Consider the following 25,818-nt stretch of genomic DNA (forward strand, 5'->3'; position numbering starts at 1 on the left):
GGCCCGTCAGGGCAGGGTGAGGACGTCCGCGCCCGTCTCCGTCACCACCAGCGTGTGCTCGAACTGCGCCGTGCGCCTGCGGTCCTTGGTGACGACCGTCCAGCCGTCGTCCCACATGTCGTACTCGTGCGTCCCGAGCGTCAGCATCGGTTCGATGGTGAAGGTCATCCCGGGCTGCATCACGGTCGTCGCGTGCGGGCTGTCGTAGTGCGGGACGATCAGGCCGCTGTGGAACGACGAGTTGATGCCGTGGCCGGTGAAGTCGCGGACCACGCCGTAGCCGAAGCGCTTGGCGTACGACTCGATCACCCGGCCGATGATGTTGATCTGCCGGCCCGGCTTGACCGCCTTGATCGCACGGTTGAGGGACTCGCGGGTGCGCTCCACCAGCAGACGGCTCTCCTCGTCGACGTCCCCGACCAGGTACGTGGCGTTGTTGTCGCCGTGCACCCCGCCGATGTACGCCGTCACGTCGAGGTTGACGATGTCGCCGTCGCGCAGCACCGTCGAGTCCGGAATGCCGTGGCAGATCACCTCGTTGACGCTGGTGCACAGGGACTTGGGGAAGCCGCGATAGCCGAGCGTCGAGGGGTAGGCGCCGTGGTCGCACATGTACTCGTGCGCCACCTTGTCCAGTTCGTCGGTGGTCACCCCCGGCGCGATCAGCTTCGCGGCCTCCTCCATCGCCCGCGCGGCGATCCGGCCGGCGACCCGCATCGCCTCGACCGTCTCGGGTGTCTGCACCTCCGGTCCGGTGTACGGCGCCGGCGCGGGCTTGCCGACGTACTCGGGACGGCGGATGTTTCCGGGCACGGAACGGATGGGGGACAGCTCCCCTGGTACGAGCAGCGACTGGCCAGACATGCCAGCGAGTCTAACGAGCCGGGACGGGGGAACATGTGGGAGGCGAGAGGAGCAGGTCATGGCGTTGTTCAAGAAGCGTACGGTCGGCAAGCCGGGTGAGTGGTTCTACTGCCTGGAGCACAAGAAGGTCGAGGAGGGGCCGGAATGCCCCGCCAAAGACCGGTTCGGGCCATACGCCTCCCGGCAGGAGGCCCAGCACGCGATGGAGACCGCCCGCGAACGCAATCTCCAGTGGGAGAACGACCCCAAGTGGCACGACGCCCCCGCGGGGAGCGCCGAGGAGGACTGATCAGGCCTGCGCCTGAGCCGGTGCGGCTGCGGTGCGGCCGTCACGCAGCCGCACCGCGTGCTCGTTCGTACGGACGTCGTACGTCATCAGCTTCGGCAGGCACAGGGCGAGCAGGCCCACCGCGCCCGCGCACAGCAGACCGCCCGACCACACGGACGCCCGCACGCCCCACCAGGCGGCGAACCCGCCGGAGCGGACCTGGCCTACGGTCGGGCCGACCGAGTACGACAGCAGTTCGATCCCGGCGAGCCGGCCACGCAGCTCGTCCGGGATCGTCTGGTTCCACATGGCCCCGCGGAAGATCCCGCTGACCATGTCGCAGCCCCCGGCCACGGTCAGGAACAGCAGGACGAGCCACACGTTGCCGACGACGCCCGCGCCCGCGATCGCCAGGCCCCACAGCGCCGCCGCCAGCACCACCGTCCGGCCGTGCCGGTGCACCCGCGAGGTCCAGCCGCTGGTCAGGCTGACCAGCATGGACCCCAGCGGGAGGGTGGCGTACATCAGGCCCAGCGACCAGTTCGCGTGCAGTTCGTCCGCGAGGAACGGCAGGACGGCCAGCGGCATCGCCAGGAACATCGCCGCGAGGTCGACGGCATAGGTGCCCAGCAGCTCCTTGCGGCTCCAGGCGTACCGGGCGCCCTCCGCGATCGCCCTGAGGGACGGCTTCGCGGCCTCGTGCGAGGCGGGCGAGGCGGCGATGGGGAGCATCATGGCCACCGACACGAGGAACGTCAGCAGGTCCGCGCCGTACGCCCAGCCGAGGCCCGCGTAGGCGACCACCACGCCCGCCAGCGCCGGGCCCGCCACACCGCCGACCGTCCAGCGCAGCGAGTTCAGCGCGGTCGCGGCCGGCATGTGCTCGTGGGCCACGATCCGCGGCCACAGGGAGTCGATCGCCGGACGCTGGACCGAGACCAGCGCCGAGGACAGGGCGGCCACCACGTACAGCGGCCACACGGCGGGCGACGGCAGCAGGGCGTTGAGCAGCAGCACGGCCGACAGCAGGCCCTGACCGACCTCCGTGCGGATGATGAGTTTCCGCTTGTCCAGGGCGTCGGCCAGCGCGCCGCCGTACAGCCCGAACACCAGCAGCGGCAGCAGCTCCACCGCCCCGATCGCGCCCACCGCCGCCGCGGAACCGGTCAGTTCCTTGAGCTGCACCGGCAGCGCGACGAACGTCAGAAAGCTCCCGAAGTTCGAGATCAGGCCCGACACCCACAGCCGCCGGAAGTCGACGGAGGCCCGCCAGGGGGCGAGGTCGGGGAGAAGCGCGCGCAGGCGGGAGGGGGGTTCAGGGGCGTCGTCGGTCACGTCGGCTCATGGTGGGCGCGCGGACCGCGGCGGGCAAACGGTTTTCGCGCCGGGCCACCAGCGCCCCACTGCCAGCGCCCCGCTACCACCGCGCCGGCGGCTCGGTCAGCGTCTCCGCCAGCCTCGACAGCCGGTCCCGGAAGCGGCGGCCGCCCCGCGGGACCGGCACCGCGTTCTCCCCGGCCGCCGCGCTGACCAGGTGCTGCACGGTGTCCAGGTCGAGCTCGGAGCCGTCCGGCACGGCCAGCGACTCGTGCGCCATCGACGTGAGGTCCCCCTCGCCGGGGCCGAGCGCCAGCACGGTCGCCCCCGCCCGCCGCGCGTCGTGCACCCGCTCCAGCAACGGCGCGGCCGGCTCTCCCGGACCCGCCGCCACCGACGGCCACGGCGACACCACCAGCAGCGTCTCGCCGCGCCGCGCCGCCGCCAACCGGCCCAGCCCGACGGCCAGATGAGCCGGATCCGAGGTGCGCGCGGCGTGCCGTACGAGCGTCGGCGCCAGCTCCGGCGTCCCCGACCACGCGGCCTCGTCGACGAGATGGGCCGCCAGATGCCACGGCTCGTACGCGGGCGTGCCCACCAGCAGCAGCCCGCCCCCGTGCGACACCACCGACCCGCGCAGCGCCCCCGCGAACCGGCGCGTGGCCCCCAACCACTCGGTCCCGGCGAGCACTTCGCGCAACAAGGCGACCCGTACGGCGTCCATGCGTCCGCATCCTGCCCCAACCGGTCACTCGTGACCCGCCGTTCACCGTGAATTCGCCCGCTTTGGGGACAGTGCCCGGATGACCGAAGCCTCCGTTCCGTTCCGCGCCGGCCGCGAGGGATACGCCAGTTACCGCATCCCCGCGGTGGTCGCCACCGCCGCCGGCACCCTGCTCGCCTTCTGCGAGGGCCGGGTGGCGTCCGCGAGCGACCACGGCCGCATCGACATCGTGCTCAAGAGCTCGACGGACGGCGGCCGCACCTGGGGCCCGCTGCGGGTGGCCGCAGCGAACGGCACCGGCCTCGCCGGCAACCCCGCCCCGGTGGTCCTCGACACCGGCCGCGTCCTCCTCGTCCACGTCCGCGCTGCCGCCACGGCCACCGAGGAACTCATCCGGCTGGGCAAGGTGAAGGACGCCGACGGCCGCCGGGTCTGGGTGCAGCACAGCGACGACGACGGCGTCACCTGGTCGGAGCCGGCCGAGATCACCGCGTCGGTGAAGCGACCGGACTGGCGCTGGTACGCCACCACGCCCGGCCACGCCCTGCAACTGAGCGCCGGCCGCGTCGTCGTCCCCGCCAACCACAGCCTCCCGCCCACCGGCACCGACCTCGGCACCGAGGCCAGGTACAACGGCGGCCACTGCCTGCTCAGCGACGACCGCGGCGAGACCTGGTCGATCGGCTACGTCGACGACAACACCGACGGCTACATCAACGTCAACGAGACCACCGCCGCCGAACTCCCCGACGGCAGCGTCTACTTCAACACCCGCAACGACTCACCGTCCCCCGGCAACCGCGCCGACGCCCACTCCGAGGACGGCGGCGAAACCCTGCGCACACCCTTCCGCCCGCAGGCCGGCCTCGACGGTCCGGTGTGCGAGGGCAGCCTGCTCCAGCTCCGCGACCCGGACGTGCTGCTCTTCTCCGGCCCCGCGTACCCCGACGCGCGCGCCCTGATGACCGTCCGCGCCTCCACGAACAACGGCACGACCTGGCGGCCGGTGTACACCATGGACGGCCTGCCCGCCGCCTACTCCGACCTCGTCCGGATCGACGCCTCGACCGTCGGAGTCCTCTACGAGACGGGGGACTTCGGCGCCTACGAGCGGATCGTCCTCCGGCGGCTGCCGGTGACGCGGCTCACCTGACCGGCGGGGCCGCCCGGGGCGGACGTAAGGTCGGCCCATGACCTCTAGCGACAGTGCTGCACAGACCCCGGCCAAGGCCCCCGCGAAGGACCCCTGGGACCTCCCCGACGTCTCCGGGCTCGTCGTCGGCGTCCTCGGCGGGACCGGGCCCCAGGGCAAGGGCCTGGCCTACCGGCTGGCCAGGGCCGGCCAGAAGGTGATCATCGGCTCGCGCGCCGCCGAGCGGGCGCGGGCCGCCGCCGAGGAGATCGGCCACGGCGTCGAGGGCGCGGACAACGCCGAGTGCGCGCGGCGCAGCGACCTCGTGATCGTCGCCGTACCGTGGGACGGACACGGCAAGACGCTGGAGTCCCTGCGCGCGGAACTGGCCGGCAAGCTGGTCGTCGACTGCGTGAACCCGCTCGGCTTCGACAAGAAGGGCGCCTACGCGATCAAGCCGGAGGAGGGCAGCGCCGCCGAGCAGGCCGCCGCCCTGCTGCCGGACTCCCGGGTCACCGCCGCCTTCCACCACCTGTCGGCCGTCCTGCTGCAGGACCCCGAGATCGAGGAGATCGACACCGACGTGATGGTGCTGGGGGAGGAGCGGGCCGACGTGGAGGCCGTCCAGGCGCTCGCCGGCCGCATTCCGGGCATGCGCGGCATCTTCGCGGGCCGGCTGCGCAACGCCCACCAGGTGGAGTCGCTGGTGGCGAACCTGATCTCGGTGAACCGGCGGTACAAGGCGCACGCCGGGCTCCGCGTCACGGACGTATAGGCCGATGGGGGACACTGGTCGCCGTAGCAGTGTCCCCCGAAGGAGCCGACTGAAATGCCCCGCCTTGGTGTCTACGCCCTGATCGTCTTCGTGCTCGCCGTGGCCGCGGCCGTCGTCGCCTTCGCACAGGGCAGCTGGCTGGGGATCGTGTGGGTGCTGCTGGCGGGTCTGTCCAGCAACATGTGCTGGTACTACATCAAGCAGGGCCGGGCGGCTCAGTCCCAGAAGCGGTAGAGGCCGTATCCGTTCGAGGTGTCCAAGTCGCTGACCCCGAGACCCCGCAGGATCGCGTCGATCACGTCGAAGAACTCCCGGTTGACCGACGGCACCCACAGCAGCGCGAACACGAACAGCAGGCCGAACGGCGCGAACGGCTCCACCTGCCGCTTCACCTTGTACGACAGCCACGGCTCGATCACGCCGTAGCCGTCCAGGCCCGGGACGGGCAGGAAGTTCAGCAGCGCGGCCGTGACCTGGAGCAGCGCGAGGAAGGCCAGCGCGTACCGGAACTGCGTCGGCACCCCGTCCAGGGCGTGCAGCCAGAACGGGGCGGTGCACACGGCGGCGAACACGACGTTGGTCAGCGGGCCCGCGGCCGAGATCAGACTGTGCCGCCAGCGGCCCCTGATCCGCTGGCGCTCGATGAACACCGCGCCGCCCGGCAGCCCGATCCCGCCCATGATCACGAACACCACCGGCAGCACGATGCTGAGCAGGGCGTGCGTGTACTTCATGGGGTTGAGCGTCAGGTAGCCCTTGCTGCCCACCGTGATGTCGCCGCTGTGCAGGGCGGTACGGGCGTGCGCGTACTCGTGCAGGCACAGCGACACCACCCACGCGGCCGTCACGAACAGGAACACGGCCACGCCCGGCTGCTCGGCGAACCCGGACCAGGTGGCCCAGCCGGTCACCGCCGTCACGGCCAGGATGCCGACGAAGACGGGACTGACCCGCCGGTCGCTGTGGCGGGTGGTCGCGGTGGTCATGGGGCTCCCTGGACTGGACGAGCACGGGGTGGGACTGCCCGACGGTACCGGGCACACCGGGAAAACGTCTCGCGGTGCGACTTCGGTTCCGGGAAAGGTGGGGCACGCGGCCCCGGCACATGTCCGACGAGGTCCGACGGCCGCCGCCACGCCACCCCTTCGCCCTCGAACCCGTGACCGCCCCCGAACCCGTGACCGCCGCCGATCCGACCGGAGACAATGGACCCCGTGCGCTATCGCATCCTCGGCACAGCTCAGGCACTCCGCCCCGACGGCAGCCCCGTTCCGGTCGGCGGGGCGCGGCTGCGCGCGCTGCTGACCGTGCTCGCGCTGCGACCCGGCCGGACCGTGCCGGTGCGGCTGCTCGTCGACGAGGTGTGGGACGGCGATCCGCCCGCCGACGCGCCGGGCGCGCTGCAGGCGCTGGTCGGCCGCCTGCGCCGGGCCCTCGGCGCGGACACCGTCGCCTCGGCGGAGGGCGGTTACCGCCTCGCCGCCGCGCCCGACGACGTCGACCTGCACCGTTTCGAGCGGCTGACCGGCGAGGGCACACGCGCGCTCGCCGACGGCGACCCCGCCAAGGCGGCCGTCGTCCTCGACGACGCCCTCGCCCTGTGGCACGGCCCCGCCCTCGCCGACCTCCCCGACCGCACCGCCGAGGCGGCCCGCTGGGAGGCCCGGCGCCTGGACGCCCTGCGCGCCCGCCACACCGCCGCGCTCGCCCTGGGCCACGCCGAGCAGTCGCTGCCCGAGCTGACCGGCCTGTGCGACGCGCACCCCCTCGACGAGCCCCTCCAGGCCCTGCGCCTGCGCGCGTTGCGCGACGCGGGCCGCACGGCGCAGGCGCTGGCCGCCTTCGAGGACGTACGACAGCTCCTCGCGGACCGCCTGGGCACCGACCCGGGGCCCGAACTGCGTGCCCTCTACGGCGAGTTGCTCCGGCCGGAGGAGCCTGGCCGGGAAGGAGACGGAGGTGGGGGGTCGGCCGACCCCGCTGGCCGGCCGACTCGTCCGCGGGCCTCCGCGAGCCGCGTGCCGGGGGAGACGGGCTCCCCTGACGCCGTACCCCACACCGCCGCCGCCCCGCCCCGCGGCAACCTCCGGGCCCGTCTCACCTCCTTCGTCGGCCGTGAGGCCGACATCGAGACCATCCGGGGGGACCTGGCCTCGGCGCGGCTCGTCACCCTGCTCGGCCCCGGCGGGGCCGGGAAGACGCGGCTGTCGCAGGAGGCCGCCGAGACCGTGCGGGACGTACGCGACGGCGTGTGGCTGGCCGAACTCGCGCCGGTCGACGACCCGGAGGCCGTACCGGAAGCCGTACTGACCGCGCTGGGGGCCCGGGAGACCGTGCTGTACGGCGCGGGAGCGGAGGCGATGCGGGCCGCCGCGAACGAGCGGCACGGCGACCCCGTGGAGCGCCTCGCCGAGCACTGCGGCCGGCGCCGGATGCTGATCGTCCTCGACAACTGCGAGCACGTCGTCGACGCCGCCGCGCGGCTGGTGGAGGAGCTGCTGGAGCGTTGCCCCGGGCTGACGGTACTGGCCACCAGCCGTGAACCCCTCGGTGTGCCGGGGGAGTTGCTGCGGCCCGTGGAGCCGCTGCCCGAACCCGTCGCGCTGCGGCTGCTCGCCGACCGGGGGGCCGCCGCACGTCCCGGGTTCCGGGTGGCGGACGACCCCGAGGCCTGCGCCGAGATCTGCCGACGGCTCGACGGTCTGCCGCTCGCCATCGAACTCGCCGCCGCCCGGCTGCGGATGCTGACGCCACGGCAGATCGCCGACCGGCTGGACGACCGCTTTCGCCTCCTCACCTCCGGCAGCCGCACCGTCCTGCCCCGCCAGCAGACCCTGCGCGCGGTCGTCGACTGGTCCTGGGACCTGCTCGACGAGGAGGAACGGGACGTGCTGCGACGGCTGTCCGTCTTCGCCGGCGGCTGCGACCTCGCCGCCGCCGAGGCCGTCTGCGGGCCGTGGGCCCTCGACGTGCTCGGCTCACTCGTCGACAAGTCCCTGGTGGTGGCGGCCCCTTCGGGCGAGGGCGGCATGCGCTACCGGCTGCTGGAAACCGTCGCCGAGTACGCCGGCGAGCGGCTCGACGAGGTGGGCCGGCGCCGGGAGACCGAGCGCGCGCATCTGACGTACTACCGCGAACTCGCCCGCACCACCGACCCGTTGCTGCGCGGCCCCGGCCAGCTCGACGCCATCGCCCTGCTGGAACGCGAGTACGAGAACCTGCGCACGGCCCTGCGGCACGCCGTCAACGAACGCGACGAGCAGGAAGGCCTGTGCCTGATCCTCTCCCTGGCCTGGTACTGGCAGATGCGCGACGTGCGGATCGAGACCCGCAACTGGTGCGTCGAGGTCATGGCCCTGGGCCCCGACCCCTTCACCACCCCCGTCCGGCGCGCCGAACCGGTCTGGCAGCGCTGCACCGAAACTCCGCCGCCCTGGTCCGGCGAACTGCTCACCGAGGCCCGGCGCGGCGTTCACCTGGCCCATCTGGCCTGCATGGACACCGAGTTGGAGGCCTGGGAGTCCCCGGCGGCGAAGGAGAAACTGCGCGTCATCACCGCGGTGTACGAGCCGGGCCTGCCGCAGACCTGCCGGGCACCGGGCATGCTCTGGTTCTACGCCGTGATGCTGAGCGGCAGCGTGGACATGCTGCCCGGCATCCTGGACGCCTGTGTCGAGACCTGCCGTGCCACCCCGGGCATGGAGTGGGACCTCGCGGCCACCCTGCAGATGCGGGCCAACCTCCTCGCCAACCGCAGCGACTGGGCGGGCGACGCGGCCCGCGACGCCGACGAGTCGCTGGAGATCTACCGGCGGATCGGCGACCTGTGGGGCACCGCCGAGGCGCTGTCCGCGCGCGGCGAGTCCCTGGAGCGCACCGGCGAGTACCGCCTGGCCGCCGCCGACTACGAGGCCGCGATCGAGCTCGCCCGGCGCCTCGGCGTCCGTTCCCACCGGGCCGCGCTCGGCGCCCGGCTCGGCAGCGCCCTGCTGGAGGCCGGCGACGCCGAGCGGGGCGAGCGGATCCTGCGCGAGGTGATCGACAGCCGGGACGGCGCCGGCAACGAGGCGATGCCGGCCGCCCGGATGTTCCTCGCCGGCCGTCTCGCCATGACCGGCAGGGTCGCCGAAGCGCGGGAGCAACTGCGGCTGCTGCGCGAGGAGTTCAAGGTCGCCCACTTCGTCGTCTTCGACGCCTTCATCCTCGGCTCGGAGGCCTGGGTCGAGGCGGTCGACGGCAACTACGACCTCTCCCTCGCCAAGACCCGGCAGACCCTTCAGCGGGCCGCCGACCCGCTGACCAAGGCCATCGCCCCGCACATGCACCCGCTCTACCTGGCCCTGGCCGCGATCGGTCTCGCCGAGACCGACGGCGGGCGCCGGGCCCGCGACGGCGCCCGGGTCCTCGGTGCCGCGGAGGCGTCCCTGCCGCCGCGCCACGCGGCGACGTCGCTGGAGCGCGAGGTGTACGCACGGGCCCGGCGGCACACCCGCGCCGCGCTCGGCGACGACGCCTACGAGGCCGCACACGCCGAGGGCGGTGGCCTCTCCCTCGCGGAGGCCACCGCCCTGGTGTGAACCGGCCGGACGAACGTCAGTTCTTCGTACGGAACTTGTGAATCGCGTACGGTGCCGCGATCGCGGTGATCGCCACCGACCAGCCCAGCGTCACCCACAGGTCGTGCGCGACCGGGCCGCCGACCATCAGCCCGCGCGCCGCGTCGGCGAGCGTGGACAGCGGGTTGTAGTCGGTGAAGGTCTGCAGCCAGCCCGGCATCGACTGCGTCGGCGCGAAGATGGACGAGCCGAACTGCAGGGGGAAGAGCACCAGGAAGCCCATCGCCTGCACGGACTGGGCGTTCTTCAGCACCACGCCCAGCGTGAGGAACACCCACATGATCGAGGAGGCGAACACCGCGGACAGGCCGACGGCGGCGAACAGACCGGCCCAGTGGTGGATGTCGAACCCGACCAGCACGGCGACGATCATCAGCACGGTGGTCGCGAACAGCATCCGCACGAGCTCCACCGAGATCTTCGCGAAGAGCACCGATCCGCGGCCGATCGGCAGGGACCGGAAGCGGTCCATGACACCGGAGTTGAAGTCCTGGCTGAAGCCGGTGCCGACGCCCTGGGACAGCGTCATGCTCATCATCGCGATCATGCCGGGGATGACGTACTGCACGTACCCGTCCTGACCGCCGCCCAGGGCCTGCCCGATGGAGCCGCCGAAGACGTACACGAACAGCAGGGTGAAGACGACGGGCATCAGCAGCGCGTCGAACATCGACTCCGGATCTTGCTTGATCCACAGCAGGTTGCGGCGGATCAGGGCGCCGGTGTGGCGCAGGTGGCCGCGCAGCGTGATACGGGCGTCGGCCACGGCGGCCGGAGCGGTTGCGGTTGCGGTTGCGGCGCTCATACGGCGACCTCCTCGCGGGTCTCGGCGGGCACGGTGTCCTGCGGGGCACTGGCACGGTGGCCGGTGAGGGACAGGAACACCTCGTCCAGGCTGGGCAGTTCGGTGGTGATGGAGGACAGGGTGATGCCCCGGGCGGTGACGGCCGCGACGACGGCGGTCAGCTGCTCGTCGCTGAGGATCGGCACGAGCACCGCGCCGCTCTCGGTGTCGACCGTGGTGGCGGCGAGCCCGGTGATGCCGAGTTCGTCGAGCGCGGCGGCGAGCGGGCGCAGCTGCAGCGGATCGGCCGGCCGCACCCGCAGGGCGCGTCCTCCGACCTTGGCCTTCAGTTCGTCGATGGCGCCGCCGGCGATGACCTTGCCCCGGTCCACCACGGTCAGCTCGGAGGCGAGCTGCTCGGCCTCCTCCATGTACTGGGTGGTCAGCAGGACGGTCACCCCGTCACCGACCATGGCCTTGACCTCGTCCCACACCTCGTTGCGGGTGCGCGGGTCGAGACCGGTGGTCGGCTCGTCCAGGAACAGCACCTGGGGCCGCCCGATCATGGAGGCCGCGAGGTCGAGCCGCCGCCGCATGCCGCCGGAGTAGGTGCTCGCGGGCCGCTTGGCGGCGTCCGTGAGCGAGAACCGCTCGAGCAGCTCGTCGGCGCGGGCGCGGGCCTCCTTGCGGGGCAGGTCGAGCAGCCGCCCGATCATGTACAGGTTCTCCCAGCCGGGCAGCTTCTCGTCGACCGAGGCGTACTGCCCGGTGAGGCCGATCACCCGGCGCAGCTGGCGGGGCTGGCGCAGGACGTCGTAACCGGCGACGGTCGCCTCGCCCGCGTCGGGGGAGAGCAGCGTGGAAAGTATCCGTACGAGGGTGGTCTTGCCGGCCCCGTTCGGCCCGAGCACACCCATCACGGTGCCCTCGCGCACGTCCAGGTCGACGCCGTCCAGCGCCTTGGTCTCGCCGTAGTGCTTGACCATCCCCCGTACGGTGACGGCGTTGCCGCCGCCGCTGGAGTTCTTGTCGATTCGCGTCATGCAGAAGACGCTCCCAGCCCCCACCGACAAACGACCGACAGGTCACCTACAGCGGCTGACGAACCGCTGACACCACCGACAAATCCCCGACGAGCACCGCAACCATCAATTGGGGAACCACGATGGCGAGCAACCAGGTCCGCGAGAGCGGCGCCGGTTCAGGCGCAAAAGGGGGCAGCCCGCCGACGGGGGAAGATCGGCGGGCTGCCTCTGTGCCGCAGTGGCTCTAGTGGACGCTGTGCTCCTCCAGCGGGAACGCCCCGCCGACCACGTCCTGCGCGAACTCCTTCACCGCGTCGCCCATGACCTCACGCAGGTTGGCGTACTTCTTGACGAACTTCGGCACCCGGCCCGAGGTCAGGCCCAGCATGTCCGTCCACACCAGCACCTGCGCGTCCGTCTCCGGACCCGCGCCGATGCCGACCGTGGGGATGTGCAGCACGCGTGTGACCTCGGCCGCCAGCTCCGCCGGTACCAGCTCCAGCACCACGGCGAAGGCGCCCGCGTCCTGGACGGCCTTGGCGTCCCGCAGCAGCTGCTGGGCCGCCTCCTCGCCGCGCCCCTGGACGCGGTAGCCCATCGCGTTCACGGACTGCGGGGTCAGGCCGATGTGGGCCATCACCGGGATGCCGGACTCCACCAGCAGCCGGATCTGCTCGTGCGAGCGCTCGCCGCCCTCCAGCTTCACGGCGCCCACCCCTGCGTCCTTCACCAGCCGGGTCGCCGAGCGCAGCGCCTGCACCGGCCCCTCCTGGTAGGAGCCGAAGGGCAGGTCGCCGACGATCAGAGCGCGCCGGGTGCCGCGCACGACGGCGGCCGACAGCATGGTCATCTCGTCCATGGTGACGGGCACGGTGGTCTCGTACCCGAGGTGACAGTTGCCCGCCGAGTCGCCGACGAGGAGTACCGGGATGCCGGCCTCGTCGAAGACGGACGCGGTCATCGCGTCGTAGGCGGTGAGCATGGGCCACTTCTCGCCCCGCTCCTTGGCGAGGGCGATGTCGCGGACCGTGATGCGGCGGGTGCCCTTCCCCCCGTACAGCGCCTTGCTGCCGTCGGAGGGGGTGTGCTGCGCGGTCTGGGCAGCCGAAAGCTGCGTCATGGCAACGGCTCCTTCAGTCATCTCGAGGCGCCCTGACGGCGTCCCCGGATCACCCCCATGGTGGCACCTCGTGGCGGGCCCGGCCAAGAGGACCTGCGTCACGTGACGGCGATCCTCGTGCCGGGCCCGGCCAAGAGGACCTGCGTCACGTGACGGAGATGGGTAAGGGCTGGGTAAGAATATTTTCGATACGGCACCGTCTCGTATCGGAATTGCTTAACGTAGGGGACATGACCACTCCTGCCGCCCCAGCTCCTCGCATACCCGAAGCGGTGCACCGGCGCCGCTGGGCGATCCTCGGCGTGCTGATGCTGAGCCTGCTGATCGTCGTCCTGGACAACTCCATCCTGAACGTCGCCATCAAGACCATCTCCACTCCGGCCCCCACCGGCCTGGGTGCCACGCAGAGCGAGCTGGAGTGGGCGATCAACGCCTACACCCTCGTCTTCGCGGGCCTGCTGTTCACCGCGGGGCTCATCGGCGACCGGATCGGCCGCAAGAAGGTGCTGCTCGGCGGTCTGGTCGTGTTCGGCGTCGGCTCCGCGCTCGCCGCCGAGTCCGGTTCACCCGGGCAGCTCATCGCCTTCCGCGCGCTGATGGCGCTCGGCGCCGCGTTCGTCATGCCGGCCACCCTCGCCGTCCTGATGAACGTCTTCGAGCGCGAGGAGCAGCCCAAGGCCATCGGCATCTGGGCCGGCGGTGTCGGCCTCGCCATCGCCATCGGCCCGATCACCGGCGGAGTGCTCCTGGACCACTTCTGGTGGGGCTCGGTCTTCCTGATCAACGTGCCGATCGTGCTCCTCGCCCTCGCGCTGATGGTCTGGCTGGTGCCGGACTCCCGCGACCCCAGGCCCGGCCGCCTCGACCCGGTCGGTGTGGTGCTGTCCGTCGTCGGTCTCGTCCTGCTCGTCTACGGCATCATCAAGGGCGGCGAGCTCGCCGACTTCACCGACCCGCAGGTGCTGGCGACCATCGGCGCCGGTGTCCTGATCCTCGCCGCGTTCGTGGTGTTCGAGAAGCGCAGCGACCACCCCTCCCTGGACGTTTCCTACTTCAAGAACAAGGTGTTCTCGGCCGCCATGGCCGCCATCGCGCTGGTCTTCTTCGCTCTGATGGGCGTTACCTTCTTCTCGGTCTTCTACACCCAGAGCGTGCGCGGCTACTCGCCGCTGCAGTCCGGTCTGCTGATGCTGCCGCTGGCCGCCGCGCAGATGATCTTCGCGCCGCGGGCCCGGCTCGTCGTCGACCGGTTCGGCCACAAGGCCACGACCGGGGGCGGCCTGCTGCTGCTCGCGGGCATGCTGGCCGCGTTCGCCGGATTCGAGGCGGACACCCCGATCTGGGTCCTGGAGGTCGTGTTCTTCCTCATGGGCACCGGCATGGCCCACGTCATGACCCCGACGTCCGTCGTCATCATGCAGGCCCTGCCGCGCGAGAAGGCCGGCTCCGCGTCCGCGCTGAGCAACACCTTCCGCCAGGTCGGCGGCGCCCTCGGCATCGCCGTCCTCGGCTCGGTGCTGTCGACGGCGTACCGCAACGGCATCGAGGGCAAGCTCTCCCTCCTGCCGGCCGGCCTCAGGGACGCGGCCGGCGAGTCCATCGAGGCCACGCTCGGCGTCGCCGCCAAGCTCGGCCCGCGCGGCAAGGGGCTCGTCGGACCGGCCAACGACGCCTTCCTGCACGCCATGCACGTCACCGCCCTGTGCGGCACGGTCGTCGCCCTGCTCGGCGCGCTGGTGGTGTTCCTGTTCCTGCCCGGCAAGCCGCCGGCCAGCCAGCAGGGCGAGGAGGAGCAGCAGTTGGTGGCGGCGGCGGAATAACACCTTCCGCGGCACCGGGTGGCAGCGGAGAGAATCGCTCCAGTACGAGGAAGGGACGCAGAAGTGAGTCTTGCCGACAGTCCAGCCGCTTCCGGGGCACCCGCACGGGGTCGCCCCCGCAGCGAGGCGGTCGAACGCGCCGTCATAGAGGGCGTGCTGAAGCTCCTGGAGGAGGGCGTGCCGCTCTCCGACCTCTCCATCGAGCGCATCGCCCGCACGGCCGGCGTCGGCAAGGCCACCATCTACCGCCGCTGGAGCGGCAAGGAGGAGCTCTTCGTCGACGTCGTACGAGCCGCCGAGCCGCCGGACCCCGAACTGCCCGGCACCTCCATGCGCGACGACCTGGTTGCCCTGCTGGAGCCGCTGCGCCAGCGCGGAGTCATGACCCGCAGCTCGGCGCTGCTGCACAACGTGTTCGCACAGATGAAGAGCAGCCCCAAGGTCTGGGCGGCCTACCACGCCTCCGTCGTCGCGCCGCGGCGCAGGGTGCAGATCGAGATCCTGCGGCGCGGACAGCAGAGCGGCGAACTGCGCGACGACGTCGACATCGACCTGCTGCACGACCTGTTCGTCGCCCCGATGCTGGTGCGCACCGTCATGCGCCCGCAGGCCGCGACGGAGCCCGACCTCTCCGAGGGCCTGTCGGAACAGATCGTGGACACGCTCCTCGAAGGACTACGGCCCGTCAGTTCGCCGTCCGCGTAAAGCCGAATGTGCGCGTTGTGTCACAGAGCACGCTTTCCGTCCGCACCTGCGGAACCCGTGACGTCGGACCCTTCGTCCCACTGCCCGTACGGCCGCCGCACGGCGGCAGGAACGACGCCGATCATCCCCTAGGGTCTTAAGGGGCCTCCCCCTTCTCGGGGGACGAACGGTGTGCACGGCAGGCAGTGAGGCGACGCGGTATGGCGCAGCAGGCATACATGACGGAGACGGACAACGGCGGCTCGGGGCCCGAGCGTCGAGGAGCCCGGTTCCGGCGCCTGATGCACCGTCTGATCTCCGGCTGGCGCGGCGACCCGAGAATCTGGCGCCGCGGCATCGTCCTCGCCGCGCTCGCGGTGGTCCTGGCCCTGGTCATGCTGCTGCACGCGCGGGTCCCCAACACCATCGGCAACCTGGGCAGTCTCACCGAGACCTTCCTGCCCTGGCTGGGCCTGCTGATCCCGGTGCTGCTCCTGCTCGCCCTGGTGCGCAGGTCGGCCACGGCCCTGATCGCCCTCGTCCTGCCGGTCGCCGTGTGGCTGAACCTCTTCGGCGGCCTGCTCACCGACAAGACCGGCAGCGGCGGCGACCTCACCGTGGCCACGCACAACGTCAACGCCGACAACCCCGACCCGTCCGGCACCGCCCGGGACGTGGCCGCCTCCGGCGCGGACGTGCTGGCCCTGGAGGAGCTGAAGGCCTCGGTCGTCCCGGTCTACGAGAAGGCGCTGGCGCCGACGTACAAGTACCACTCCGTGCAGGGCACCGTCGGCCTGTGGAGCAAGTACCCGATGAGCGGCGTCGAGGCCGTCGACATCAAGCTCGGCTGGACGCGAGCGATGCGGGCCACGGTCACCACCCCGCAGGGACCGGTCGCCTTCTACGTCGCCCACATGCCGTCGGTCCGCGTGAAGCTGAACGCCGGGTTCACCGCCCGCCAGCGGGACACCAGCGCCGACGCGCTGGGCGAGGCCATCGCCGACGAGAAGCTGCCGCGCAAGGTGCTGCTCGGCGACCTCAACGGCACCATGAACGACCGCTCCCTCAACGGCGTCACCTCCCAGATGCGCTCCACGCAGGGCGCTGCGGGCAACGGGTTCGGGTTCAGCTGGCCGGCCTCGTTTCCGATGGCGCGGATCGACCAGATCATGGTCCAGGACGTCGAACCGGTGAGCTCGTGGACGCTGCCGGCGACGGGCAGCGACCACCTGCCGGTGGCGGCCCGTGTGAACCTCGACACCAGTTCTTGACCCGCCGGAACAGTGGGCCTGAGAGGCTTTGTTCCGCCAGTGAACATACACTGGCGGAACACGCGTCCCTCTGACTTCCCGATCTCGGAAAGGAACAGGCCCCTTCATGCCCCTGGCCCTGCTCGCTCTGGCCGTCGGCGCTTTCGGTATAGGCACCACCGAGTTCGTGATGATGGGCCTGCTGCCCGACGTCGCGACCGACCTGCACGTCTCCATCCCCACCGCCGGTCATCTGGTCTCGGCGTACGCGCTGGGCGTGGTGATCGGCGCCCCGCTGCTCGCCGCGCTGACCGCGCGGATGTCCCGGCGCACGGTCCTGATCGGCCTGATGGCGCTGTTCGTGGCGGGCAACGCGCTCTCCGCGTTCGCCCCGGGCTACGACTCCCTGCTCGCGGCCCGCTTCCTGAGCGGCCTGCCGCACGGCGCCTTCTTCGGCGTGGGCGCGGTCGTGGCGACGAACATGGTCGCGCCGGAACGCAAGGCCCGCTCCGTCTCGCTGATGTTCCTCGGCCTGACGGTCGCCAACATCGCGGGCGTGCCGGTCGCCACACTCATGGGCCAGCACCTGGGGTGGCGGGCCACCTTCCTCGGCGTCAGCGCCATCGGCCTCGCGGCGATCGCCGCACTGGCCCTGCTGATCCCGCACGACCACACGCAGGCGCCGGCCGCCGGGCTGCGCCGTGAGCTGACCGCCCTGAAGTCGCTGCCGGTGTGGCTGGCCCTGGGCACGACGGTCGCCGGCTTCGGCGCGCTGTTCTCCGCGTACAGCTACATCACCCCGATGCTGACGGACGCCGCCGGATACGCCGAGACCAGCGTCACCCTGCTCCTCGCCCTCTTCGGCGTCGGCGCGACGATCGGCAACCTGCTCGGCGGACGCCTGGCGGACCACTCCCTGCGCGGCACGCTCTTCGGCGGCCTGCTGGCCCTGGCGGCCGTCCTGGCCCTGTTCCCGCTGCTGATGTCCGCCCGGTGGAGCGCGGCCCTCGCGGTCGCCCTGCTCGGCGCGGCGGCGTTCATCACCGGCTCCCCGCTGCAGCTGATGGTCATGGAGAAGGCCTCGGCGGCCCCGTCCCTGGCGTCCTCGGCCAACCAGGCCGCCTTCAACCTGGCGAACGCCGGCGGAGCCTGGATCGGCGGCGCAGCCCTGGCCGCGGGCCTCGGAGTCACGTCCCCCGCCCCGGCGGGCGCGATGCTGGCGGTGCTGGGGCTGGGCGTCGCGGGGGTGGCGTACGCGGTGGACCGGCGCCGGACCGTTCCGGCAGCGGGACGCGAACGCGTGGTCGCCTCCCACGTGCCGCAGCGTTCATCCAGCCCGTCCGGCGTTTGAGGACGAGGCCCGAAGGGCCGACGGGGGTCCGGGGGCGCAGCCGCGCCCCCACCCACCCGCACCGGCCTACTCGGCCTGAGCCCCCCGCAACTCCTCGAACCGCTCCAGATCCCGCAGCCAGGCCCGCGCGGAACTGTCGCTCGGCGCCCGCCAGTCCCCCCGCGGCGACAGCGAACCGCCCGCCGACACCTTCGGCCCGTTCGGCATCGCCGACCGCTTGAACTGCGCGAACCCGAAGAACCGCCGGCAGAACACCTCCAGCCACCGCCGGATCTCCGCCAGGTCGTAGGCGACCCGCTTGGCGTCGGGGAAGTTCGGCGGCCAGTCGCCGGCCTCCGGGTCGTGCCAGGCGTGCCAGGCCAGGAACGCGATCTTCGAGGGCCGGAAGCCGTAGCGCAGCACATGGAAGAGCGTGAAGTCGTGCAGCGCGTACGGCCCGATCTTCGACTCCGTCGACTGCATCTCCTCGCCCGGCACCAGCTCCGGGCTGATCTCGGTGTCGAGGATCGCGGCGAGGGTCTTGCCGGTCTCCTCGTCGAACTGGCCGCTGCTGATGACCCACCGGATCAGATGCTGGATCAGCGTCTTCGGCACCCCGCCGTTGACGTTGTAGTGGCTCATCTGGTCGCCCACGCCGTACGTCGACCAGCCCAGCGCCAGCTCGGAGAGGTCACCGGTGCCGAGCACGATGCCGCCGCGCTGGTTCGCCAGCCGGAACAGGTAGTCGGTGCGCAGACCGGCCTGCACGTTCTCGAAGGTGACGTCGTACACCGGCTCGCCCGCTGCGAACGGGTGGTCCATCTCCCGCAGCATCAGCCGCGCGGTCGGCGTGATGTCGAGCTCGGCCGAGGTGACGCCCAGCGAGTTCATCAGCTTGTGGGCGTTGTCCTTGGTGTGGTCGCTGGTGGCGAACCCGGGCAGGGTCCAGGCCAGGATGTCGCTGCGCGGCCGGCCCGCGCGGTCCATCGCGCGGGCGGCGACGATCAGCGCGTGCGTGGAGTCCAGACCGCCGGACACGCCGATGACGACCTTCGGGCCGCCGATCGACGCGAGGCGCTGCTGAAGGCCCGCGACCTGGATGTTGTACGCCTCGTAGCAGTCCAGGGCGAGCCGTTCGGCGTCGGCCGGCACGAACGGGAAGCGTTCGAGACGGCGCTTGAGGCCCAGGTCGCCCATGGGCGGCTCGAGTTCGAACGCCACCGTCCGGAAGTCACCGGTGCGGGCCCGGTGCGTACGGCGGTTCTCGTCGAACGTGCCCGTCCGCAGCCGTTCCTGCCGCAGCAGGTCGAGGTCCACGTCGGCCACCGCGTACTCGTCGCCCAGCGGGAAGCGCTCGGTCTCGGCCAGCAGCACGCCGTTCTCGTAGACCATGGCCTGACCGTCCCAGGACAGGTCGGTGGTCGACTCGCCGAGACCGGCCGCCGCGTAGACGTACGCGGCCAGACAGCGGGAGGACGCCGAGCGGCACAGCAGCTTGCGGTCCTCGGCGCGGCCCACCGTGATCGGGCTGCCCGAGAGGTTGACCAGGACGGTCGCACCGGCCAGGGCCGCCTCCGCGCTGGGCGGCACCGGCACCCACATGTCCTCGCAGATCTCCGCGTGCAGCACCAGACCGGGCACGTCCTCGGCCGCGAACAGCAGGTCCACGCCGAACGGCACCGTCTCACCGGCGACGCGGATCGACCCGCCGCGCTCGTCGGCGCCGTCGCCGATCTGCCGGCGCTCGTAGAACTCGCGGTAGTTCGGCGGATACGACTTGGGCACGACGCCCAGGACGCGGCCGCGGTGCACGATGACCGCGCAGTTGTAGACCCGGTTGCGGTGGCGCAGCGGCGCGCCGACGACCAGGACCGGCAGCAGCCCGGCCGTGCCGGCCACCACCTCCCGCAGCGCGCCCTCGACCTCGTCGAGCAGCGCGTCCTGCAGCAGCAGGTCCTCGATCGAGTAGCCGCACAGCACCATCTCCGGGAAGACGGCGACCGCGACACCCTCCTCTGCACACCTGCGCGCGTGACGCAGGACCGCCTCGGCGTTGGCGGGCGGGTCGGCGATGACGGTGTGGCCCGTGCACGCGGCGACGCGTGCGAAGCCGTGCTGATAGATCGACCAGAAGTTCAACGGTGCTTCCTCGGGTGAAGGCGGAGTCGAGGCAGGCGCCCAGTGTAATCGTCAAAGCGACGCGATGGGGGTGCGGGGGGTGGCTCGCACCACTCCCCGCACCCCCGGGCGCCTCGCGTCCTCAGCTCCGGTACCCCAACACCGTCATCATTCCCGCGTCCGCGTGGTAGACGTTGTGGCAGTGGAGCATCCACAGGCCCGGATTGTCGGCGTCGAAGTCGACCGTGAGCGTGCGCTTCGGCAGCACCAGCGCCGTGTCCTTGCGCACCCCGTCCTGCTGCCCCTTGGCCAGGGCGAAGGTGTGGCCGTGCAGATGGAGCGGGTGCCACATGGAGGTCCGGTTGTGGAACTCCAGCCGGACCCGTTCCCCGGCGCGCACGGGGTGGCGCTGCGAGGCGTCGTAGGGCTTGCCGTCGAAGGCCCAGTCGTAGTGCATCATCGTGCCGGTCAGCTGCAGCCTGATCGTCCGGTCCGGCGTCCTGGGCTTCAGCGCCACCGACTCGTCCACGGTGAGCTTGTGCGCGGCCAGGAGCCTTCCGTCGAGCTCCTGCGGGCGGGCCTTGGCGGTGGGCGCCGCGCCGCCGCCGGTGCGCAGGACGGCCATGGTGGAGGCCTCCTTGCCCTCGGCCAGCGCGGTCAGCGGGAACGCACCGTCGCCGGCCGTCACCACCACGTCGTACCGCTCGCCCATGCCGATCAGCAGCGCGTCCCCCTTCGCATGCCGCACGGGGTAGCCGTCGGTGTGCGTCACCGTCAGCTCGTGGCCGCCGAGGGCGACGCGGAAGGCGGTGTCCCCGCCGGCGTTGATGAACCGGATGCGGATCCGGTCCCCGGGGCGGGCCCGGAAGACCGAAGGCGCCTTCGCCGTACGCCCGTTGACGAGGTAATACGCATACGCCACATCGCCGGGGTCACCGCCCAGCAGGTCGCTGTGGGCGCCCATCAGCCTTCGGGAGGGGCCGGACCCGCCCGAGGACGCCGACGGCGACGCCTCCCCCCGCATCGACATGCCCGACATCCCTGACATGCCGTGGCCGGTGGACCCGGAGCCCGACCCCGAGCTGCCCATGTCCATGCCGCCCATGCCGCCGCGCAGTTCGTCGAGCACGGCGTCCGGCGTGGAGCCGTCCACCCCGTCGACCCAGTCGTCCAGCAGCACGATCCACTCCCGGTCGTACGACAGGGGCTCCCTGGGGTCGTCGACGATCAGCGGGGCGTACAGCCCCCGGTCCTGCTGGACTCCGGTGTGCGGGTGGAACCAGTACGTGCCCGGATGCTGCACGGTGAAGCGGTAGTCGAACTGCGCGCCGGACTTGATCGGACCCTGGGTCAGGCCGGGGACGCCGTCCATGTCGTTGCGCAGGGCGATGCCGTGCCAGTGCAGGGAGGTGCAGTCCGGGAGGTGGTTGGCCAGGGTCAGGGCGAGGGTGTCGCCCGCGGTGACACGGATCTCCTTGCCGGGCAGGTCACCGCCGTAGGACCAGGACCTGACCGTGCGCTCGCCGAGGTCCAGCCGGGTCTCGGCGGCGGTGAGGCGGACCCTGCGGACGGTGCCGCCGCTTCCGGCGCGCTTCTTCTCGGCGGCGGTCACCTCCTTGCCGTCCGGGGTGACATAGCCCTTGGGGGCGTTCACGGCGGAGCCGCCCCCGCTGAAAACGTTCGCGACCGAGTCCGAGCAGGCGGCGGCCAGGACTCCCGTCCCGGCGAGAGCGACGGACGCGCCGAGAACGGAGCGGCGTGTGGGAGTACGCATGATGTGCTGACACCTCGTCTGAAGGGTGCTGAAGATGGGCCGGACACGTCTGCCGCTTCGGGGTGCTCCTCGATGAGGGCATGCCGAGGCGGCCGGTGCGAGGCCTATATGCGCAGCACCGACAGACCGTCGAACGACGGTCTGCCGGGAGGTGGGTTCGGCCACAGGGCCCGTAGCAGGCGGGCGGGCCGGGGCGGGGAGAGCGGCGCGGGCAGGGTGCTGCCGAACGCCGCCGCCAGCAACAGGACGAGCGTGAAGGCGCCGAGGACGGCCAGGCACACGGACCCGGGGTCCATGCCGCCCATGGCGGCGGAGTCGGAACCCGTCACCGGCACGTGCGCGGACCCGGGCGCCGGCGCCGCCGCCGTCCGGTGACTGTGGTGCGTCCCGATGGGTGACGGGGACCCCGTCACCTGCTCCGCGGGATGTCCCAGGGTGTGCATGGTCACGATGCCGAGGAGCAGCACGGCGAGCAGCAGCAGCCGCCCGTACGTCCCGCTTCTCGATCCGGTCATGTGCGCACCCTACCCCCGCCGGGTATGCGAGCGCGCCCGCTCCCCGGAGGGAACGGGCGCGCGGTGGCCGCTGGTGTCGCGAGGACCTCAGTGGCGCTTGTACGAGTCCACGTAGCCGTTCGCGGGCGAGCCCACGCCGGTGACGTCGTCGTAACCCTTGACCGCGGACAGCGAGCTGTCCTTGCCGAGGCTGCGGACCGAGGTGACCAGGCCGTTGGTGGCGTCGTAGCCGTTGACGAAGTCCACGCGGGCCTCCGCCAGGCCGGAGCCCGTCGGGTTGTCGGTCACGTCGTGGTACACGCCCTTGCCGTAACGGGCGTAGATCTCCGGGTTGGCGAAGCCGATCGCCTTGCCGCCACGCGCCTCCTGGGCCAGGGCCTGGACGGCGGCGATGACCGGGGCCGCGAGCGAGGTGCCGCCGATGCGGTACTCGTCGTAGGCCTGGGTCTTCCCGTCGGGCATGGTCTGGGTCTGGCCGACCAGGAAGCCGGTGTTCGGGTCGGCGATGGCCGCGATGTCCGGAACGACGCGGTTGCCCTCGGCGTTGTTCGCCGTGGCGAGCGCGTCCGGGACGACGCCCTTCTGGTAGTACGGCTCGGCGACCGTCTTGCTGGTGCCGCCGCCCGCGCCCGAGGTGAAGGCGCCGGGGAAGTTGGTCCAGCTCTTGCCGTCGGCCGACAGCACGGCCTTCTCGGTGCCCCAGCCGGTTTCCCACTGGTAGTTGTTGCTCTTGCCCACCGCGAGGGAGGTACCGCCGACCGCCGTCACCCAGGCCGAGTTGGCCGGGGTGTCGACCTGCTTCGTCCCGGTGTTGGCGACCTCGTCGCCGTTGTCACCGGAGGAGAAGTAGAAGCCGATGCCCTCGACCGCGCCGAACTGGAACACCTGGTCGTAGGCGGCCGCGAGGTCCGGCGTCTGGTTGGCCTCGATGTCGCCCCACGAGTTGGAGACGATGTCGGCGAGGTGGTTGTCGACCACCTTGCTCAGCGAGTCCAGCAGGTCGGCGTCCATGCACGAGGCCGAGCCCACGTAGGTGACGTCCGCGGCCGGCGCGACCGCGTGCACGGCCTCGACGTCCAGCGTCTCCTCGCCGTACCAGCCGGCGGCGGAGCAGTCCTTGGTGTTCGTGTACTTCGTGGGCAGCACCTGGTGCAGCTGACCGGTCGTCCACTTGGCGTCGCCGTGCTTCGTCGCGTACGTCTGCGCGTCGAGGGCGATGGTCGGCGAGGCGTACGCGTCCGTGATGGCGACGCGGACTCCCTTGCCGGTGTAGCTGCCCGCGCCGTACGCGGCGCGCAGCTGCTTGCCGGTGTAGCCCTTGATGGCGTACGGGATCTTCGAACCGTACGCGTCGGGCAGCGTGCTCGCGATGTTCGAGCCGTAGTACGACGAGAACGGCCCGGAGTTGCGGAACACGGTCTCCGGCGGCGGCAGCTGGTCGTCGTGGCGCGACATGTGCGGCGCGTTGTCCAGGCCGGTGACGGTCAGGACGGCGCCCTTGAGGCTGTCCGGCACCGAGGCCGTCTTCGACGGCGCGCGGTAGGTCTTCGAGCCCTTGGTGAAGTTGTGCAGCTGGGTGCCGAACGCCTTCTCGGCGGCGGCCACGTCACCGGAGACGGAGACGTAGTGCCGCGTGACGCCGGTGACCTTCAGGCCGTTCGACGTCAGCCACGACTTGACCGCGGCCACCTGGGCCTTGGTCGCGCCGAAGCGGGTCTGCGCCTTCTTGGAGCTGAGGTACTTGCCGTAGAGCGGCGAGCTCGGGTCGGACACGGCCCTTGCGTAGGCCGCGAGGCCCGCCGCGTCCTTGCCGGCCAGATAGACCCGGAGGGAGAGCTGGGTGCCGTCGGAGGCATTGCCCTTGTCCGCCTTGGCCGTCGCCCACGCGGGCTTGGTGCCCACGAGCGCGTCCCTGGCCGGGTTGTCCGCGGCGTGCGCCGCGGGTATGCCGAGCGCCAACGCACCGGCGAGCATGGGCAGAGTTGCCGCCATGCTCGTGGCGCGCAGTCTGGCGCGGTTGGATCTCATGGAACCCCCTGCGATGCGGTTCTTCGCATGTGTGGTCGTCTCGTCGCGTGATCCGCGTAGACATCCCGCTCCGCGGCGGAGGCGCGGGCTGTGGATCAAGCGATGGGGGCCACTCTTTCGATGAACCGTTCATGCCAGGGGAAATCGGAGGCCAAGAGAACCCCAAGGAACCGTCATGAAGGGCGATTTGGTGCTTTCGTCCCTGCGGGAACGGGGCGAAACCGCTAGGAACGAGCTTTCGCGCCCCGCTCCTTGAGCATGTCCGCCATCAACTGGATCTCCGACTGCTGCGCGTCGACCATGCCCTGCGCGAGCCGCTTCTCCACCCCGACCGTGCACTTGGCGACACAGCCCTCGGCCATGTGGATACCGCCCTTGTGATGGTCCGTCATGAGCTGCAGGTACAGCACCTCGGCCTGCTTGCCGCTGAGGGTCTGCAGCTTCTTCAGCTCGGTGTTGGTGGCCATCCCGGGCATCAGCGCGCCGTCCTTGCCGGACGCCATGTCCCCCATGCCCATCCAGGTCATCGGCGGATCCGCCGACACCTTCGGCAGCTCCCACAGGTCCAGCCAGCCGAGCAGCATGCCGCGCTGGTTGGCCTGCGTCTGGGCGATGTCGTAGGCGAGCCGCCGCACTTCCTCGTTCTTCGTGCGGTCCCGCACGATGTACGACATCTCCACGGCCTGCTGGTGGTGCACCGCCATGTCCCGCGCGAACCCGGCGTCCGCGGAGTCGGCGGACGGCGTGCTCGGGCCGGAGCCGTCGTCCTCGGCGACCGCGTAGGTGACCGCGCCGGCCGCGACGAGCACCGCGGCGGCGGCCCCCGTGATCCAGCCGATGTGCCGCTTCACGTCACATCGTCCCGCCGGTGCAGGAGGCACCCGGCTCGGGCGTCTGCTTGCCCTGCACGTACGTCTGGAAGAACTTGGCGACCTTCGGGTCGCTCGCGCTCGTCACACCGAGCTGGTGCCCCCAGGCCGACAGCTCGATCGGCGAGGTCTGGTTCTCGTACGGGCTCATCAGCGAGTACGGCGTCTGCTTCACCTTCGACGCGAGCGTGTCCACGTCCGCCTTCTTCGCCTTGCTCGTGTACGTCACCCACACGGCGCCGTGCTCCAGCGCGTGCACGGCGTTCTCGTCGTGCACGGCCTTGGTGTAGACGTCGCCGTTGCAGTTGAGCCACACCTGGTTGTGGTTGCCGCCGACCGGCGGGCGCATCGGGTAGTTCACGGTCCCGGTGACATGCGTGCGCGACAGCTTGCCCGTCCAGGTCCGCACGCCGTCCTTGCCGGTGACGAAGTGGCCGGAGTCCCCGGAGTTGCCGCCCTTGCCGTCGCTCGCGGTGTCCTTCTTGCCGTTGTCGCCGCTCTGCGACTTCACGACGAAGACGCCGCCGACGATCAGACCCGCGACCACGACCACGCTCGCGCCGATCGTCAGGATCCGGTTGCGCTTCTCACGGGCCTGCTCGGCGCGCCGCATCTCTTCTATGCGCGCTCTGCGTGCCGCGCCGCTGCTCTTGTTGCCGGAAGCCATCGCGGTGTCCTTCTGGGGAAAGGGACGGTCGAGTGACTGATCGTAGTGGGGCGGGGGAGTGATCTCGTAGACGGGTCACAGCCAATCGATTCCGACCGATGCCGACCGATAATTTGAACCGCAGATGCGCATTATCTA

22 protein-coding genes are annotated in these 25,818 nt (G+C 71.5%); 9 read left to right on the plus strand and 13 right to left on the minus strand.

The window, feature by feature from the left end; all coding sequences use genetic code 11:
• Positions 1-6 precede the first annotated feature (6 nt).
• Positions 7-864, minus strand: coding sequence for a type I methionyl aminopeptidase (gene map / locus ACQF4J_RS32315; RefSeq protein ID WP_351572467.1), 858 nt, complete (start codon positions 862-864; stop codon positions 7-9).
• 58 nt (positions 865-922) lie between these two features.
• On the opposite strand from map, the gene ACQF4J_RS32320 reads away from it, so the two are divergent.
• Positions 923-1,153 (plus strand): hypothetical protein, encoded by a 231-nt coding sequence (locus ACQF4J_RS32320; RefSeq protein WP_142151561.1) that lies wholly within the window; start codon positions 923-925, stop codon positions 1,151-1,153.
• On the opposite strand, the gene ACQF4J_RS32325 is transcribed toward ACQF4J_RS32320, so the two are convergent.
• Positions 1,154-2,467 (minus strand): MFS transporter, encoded by a 1,314-nt coding sequence (locus ACQF4J_RS32325; RefSeq protein WP_351572469.1) that lies wholly within the window; start codon positions 2,465-2,467, stop codon positions 1,154-1,156.
• An 82-nt stretch (positions 2,468-2,549) separates the two neighbouring features.
• Positions 2,550-3,173: a hypothetical protein gene (locus ACQF4J_RS32330; protein WP_351572473.1), complete on the minus strand. Its 624-nt coding sequence runs from the start codon at positions 3,171-3,173 to the stop codon at positions 2,550-2,552.
• Between the two features lie 79 nt (positions 3,174-3,252).
• Between ACQF4J_RS32330 and ACQF4J_RS32335 the strand changes: the two genes are divergently transcribed.
• The 3 genes from ACQF4J_RS32335 to ACQF4J_RS32345 are packed head-to-tail and all read left to right on the plus strand — an operon-like array spanning position 3,253 to position 5,314.
• A complete protein-coding gene (locus ACQF4J_RS32335; RefSeq protein WP_351572476.1) occupies positions 3,253-4,326 on the plus strand; it encodes a sialidase family protein in 1,074 nt (357 codons plus the stop codon).
• A gap of 37 nt (positions 4,327-4,363) precedes the next feature.
• Positions 4,364-5,080 carry an NADPH-dependent F420 reductase gene (gene npdG / locus ACQF4J_RS32340; protein WP_351572479.1) on the plus strand — a complete coding sequence of 239 codons (717 nt, stop codon included), beginning with the start codon at positions 4,364-4,366 and terminating at the stop codon, positions 5,078-5,080.
• A 54-nt stretch (positions 5,081-5,134) separates the two neighbouring features.
• Positions 5,135-5,314 (plus strand): hypothetical protein, encoded by a 180-nt coding sequence (locus tag ACQF4J_RS32345; RefSeq protein ID WP_351572482.1) that lies wholly within the window; start codon positions 5,135-5,137, stop codon positions 5,312-5,314.
• On the opposite strand, the gene ACQF4J_RS32350 is transcribed toward ACQF4J_RS32345, so the two are convergent.
• Positions 5,296-6,066, minus strand: a complete 771-nt coding sequence (locus ACQF4J_RS32350) for a site-2 protease family protein (protein WP_351572489.1) — start codon at positions 6,064-6,066, stop codon at positions 5,296-5,298. The genes ACQF4J_RS32345 and ACQF4J_RS32350 overlap by 19 nt on opposite strands.
• Before the next feature lie 219 nt (positions 6,067-6,285).
• On the opposite strand from ACQF4J_RS32350, the gene ACQF4J_RS32355 reads away from it, so the two are divergent.
• The gene (locus ACQF4J_RS32355; RefSeq protein ID WP_427167448.1) at positions 6,286-9,657 is read left to right on the plus strand and encodes an AfsR/SARP family transcriptional regulator; all 3,372 of its coding nucleotides are present in this window, start codon (positions 6,286-6,288) and stop codon (positions 9,655-9,657) included.
• 16 nt (positions 9,658-9,673) lie between these two features.
• On the opposite strand, the gene ACQF4J_RS32360 is transcribed toward ACQF4J_RS32355, so the two are convergent.
• The 3 genes from ACQF4J_RS32360 to panB all read right to left on the minus strand — a co-directional run bounded on the left by ACQF4J_RS32360 (position 9,674) and on the right by panB (position 12,625).
• Positions 9,674-10,501: an ABC transporter permease gene (locus ACQF4J_RS32360; protein ID WP_351572494.1), complete on the minus strand. Its 828-nt coding sequence runs from the start codon at positions 10,499-10,501 to the stop codon at positions 9,674-9,676.
• A complete protein-coding gene (locus tag ACQF4J_RS32365; RefSeq protein WP_351572497.1) occupies positions 10,498-11,523 on the minus strand; it encodes an ATP-binding cassette domain-containing protein in 1,026 nt (341 codons plus the stop codon). The genes ACQF4J_RS32360 and ACQF4J_RS32365 overlap by 4 nt, the downstream gene beginning before the upstream one ends.
• 226 nt (positions 11,524-11,749) lie before the next feature.
• Positions 11,750-12,625 (minus strand): 3-methyl-2-oxobutanoate hydroxymethyltransferase, encoded by an 876-nt coding sequence (gene panB, locus ACQF4J_RS32370; RefSeq protein ID WP_351572499.1) that lies wholly within the window; start codon positions 12,623-12,625, stop codon positions 11,750-11,752.
• 230 nt (positions 12,626-12,855) lie between these two features.
• Between panB and ACQF4J_RS32375 the strand changes: the two genes are divergently transcribed.
• The 4 genes from ACQF4J_RS32375 (at position 12,856) to ACQF4J_RS32390 (ending at position 17,730) form a co-directional block, all read left to right on the plus strand.
• The gene (locus ACQF4J_RS32375) at positions 12,856-14,445 is read left to right on the plus strand and encodes an MFS transporter (protein ID WP_351572502.1); all 1,590 of its coding nucleotides are present in this window, start codon (positions 12,856-12,858) and stop codon (positions 14,443-14,445) included.
• 63 nt (positions 14,446-14,508) lie between these two features.
• Positions 14,509-15,150: a TetR/AcrR family transcriptional regulator gene (locus ACQF4J_RS32380; RefSeq protein WP_351572505.1), complete on the plus strand. Its 642-nt coding sequence runs from the start codon at positions 14,509-14,511 to the stop codon at positions 15,148-15,150.
• A gap of 281 nt (positions 15,151-15,431) precedes the next feature.
• Positions 15,432-16,400 carry an endonuclease/exonuclease/phosphatase family protein gene (locus ACQF4J_RS32385; protein WP_427168652.1) on the plus strand — a complete coding sequence of 323 codons (969 nt, stop codon included), beginning with the start codon at positions 15,432-15,434 and terminating at the stop codon, positions 16,398-16,400.
• Positions 16,401-16,506: 106 nt separating this feature from the next.
• The gene (locus tag ACQF4J_RS32390) at positions 16,507-17,730 is read left to right on the plus strand and encodes an MFS transporter (RefSeq protein WP_351572510.1); all 1,224 of its coding nucleotides are present in this window, start codon (positions 16,507-16,509) and stop codon (positions 17,728-17,730) included.
• Positions 17,731-17,796: 66 nt separating this feature from the next.
• On the opposite strand, the gene ACQF4J_RS32395 is transcribed toward ACQF4J_RS32390, so the two are convergent.
• The 6 genes from ACQF4J_RS32395 to ACQF4J_RS32420 form a co-directional block, all read right to left on the minus strand.
• Positions 17,797-19,848 carry an NAD(+) synthase gene (locus ACQF4J_RS32395; protein ID WP_427167449.1) on the minus strand — a complete coding sequence of 684 codons (2,052 nt, stop codon included), beginning with the start codon at positions 19,846-19,848 and terminating at the stop codon, positions 17,797-17,799.
• 121 nt (positions 19,849-19,969) lie between these two features.
• Positions 19,970-21,601: a multicopper oxidase family protein gene (locus ACQF4J_RS32400; RefSeq protein ID WP_351799905.1), complete on the minus strand. Its 1,632-nt coding sequence runs from the start codon at positions 21,599-21,601 to the stop codon at positions 19,970-19,972.
• Between the two features lie 104 nt (positions 21,602-21,705).
• Positions 21,706-22,116: a hypothetical protein gene (locus ACQF4J_RS32405; RefSeq protein ID WP_351572516.1), complete on the minus strand. Its 411-nt coding sequence runs from the start codon at positions 22,114-22,116 to the stop codon at positions 21,706-21,708.
• Between the two features lie 87 nt (positions 22,117-22,203).
• Positions 22,204-24,144 carry a S53 family peptidase gene (locus tag ACQF4J_RS32410; RefSeq protein WP_351799911.1) on the minus strand — a complete coding sequence of 647 codons (1,941 nt, stop codon included), beginning with the start codon at positions 24,142-24,144 and terminating at the stop codon, positions 22,204-22,206.
• A 224-nt stretch (positions 24,145-24,368) separates the two neighbouring features.
• Positions 24,369-24,995, minus strand: coding sequence for a DUF305 domain-containing protein (locus tag ACQF4J_RS32415; protein ID WP_427167451.1), 627 nt, complete (start codon positions 24,993-24,995; stop codon positions 24,369-24,371).
• A gap of 1 nt (position 24,996) precedes the next feature.
• Positions 24,997-25,680 (minus strand): DUF3105 domain-containing protein, encoded by a 684-nt coding sequence (locus ACQF4J_RS32420; RefSeq protein WP_351799917.1) that lies wholly within the window; start codon positions 25,678-25,680, stop codon positions 24,997-24,999.
• Between the last annotated feature and the right edge of the window lie 138 nt (positions 25,681-25,818).

Origin of the sequence: Streptomyces sp. C1-1 (assembly GCF_050214755.1) — a bacterium.
Classification (GTDB): domain Bacteria; phylum Actinomycetota; class Actinomycetes; order Streptomycetales; family Streptomycetaceae; genus Streptomyces.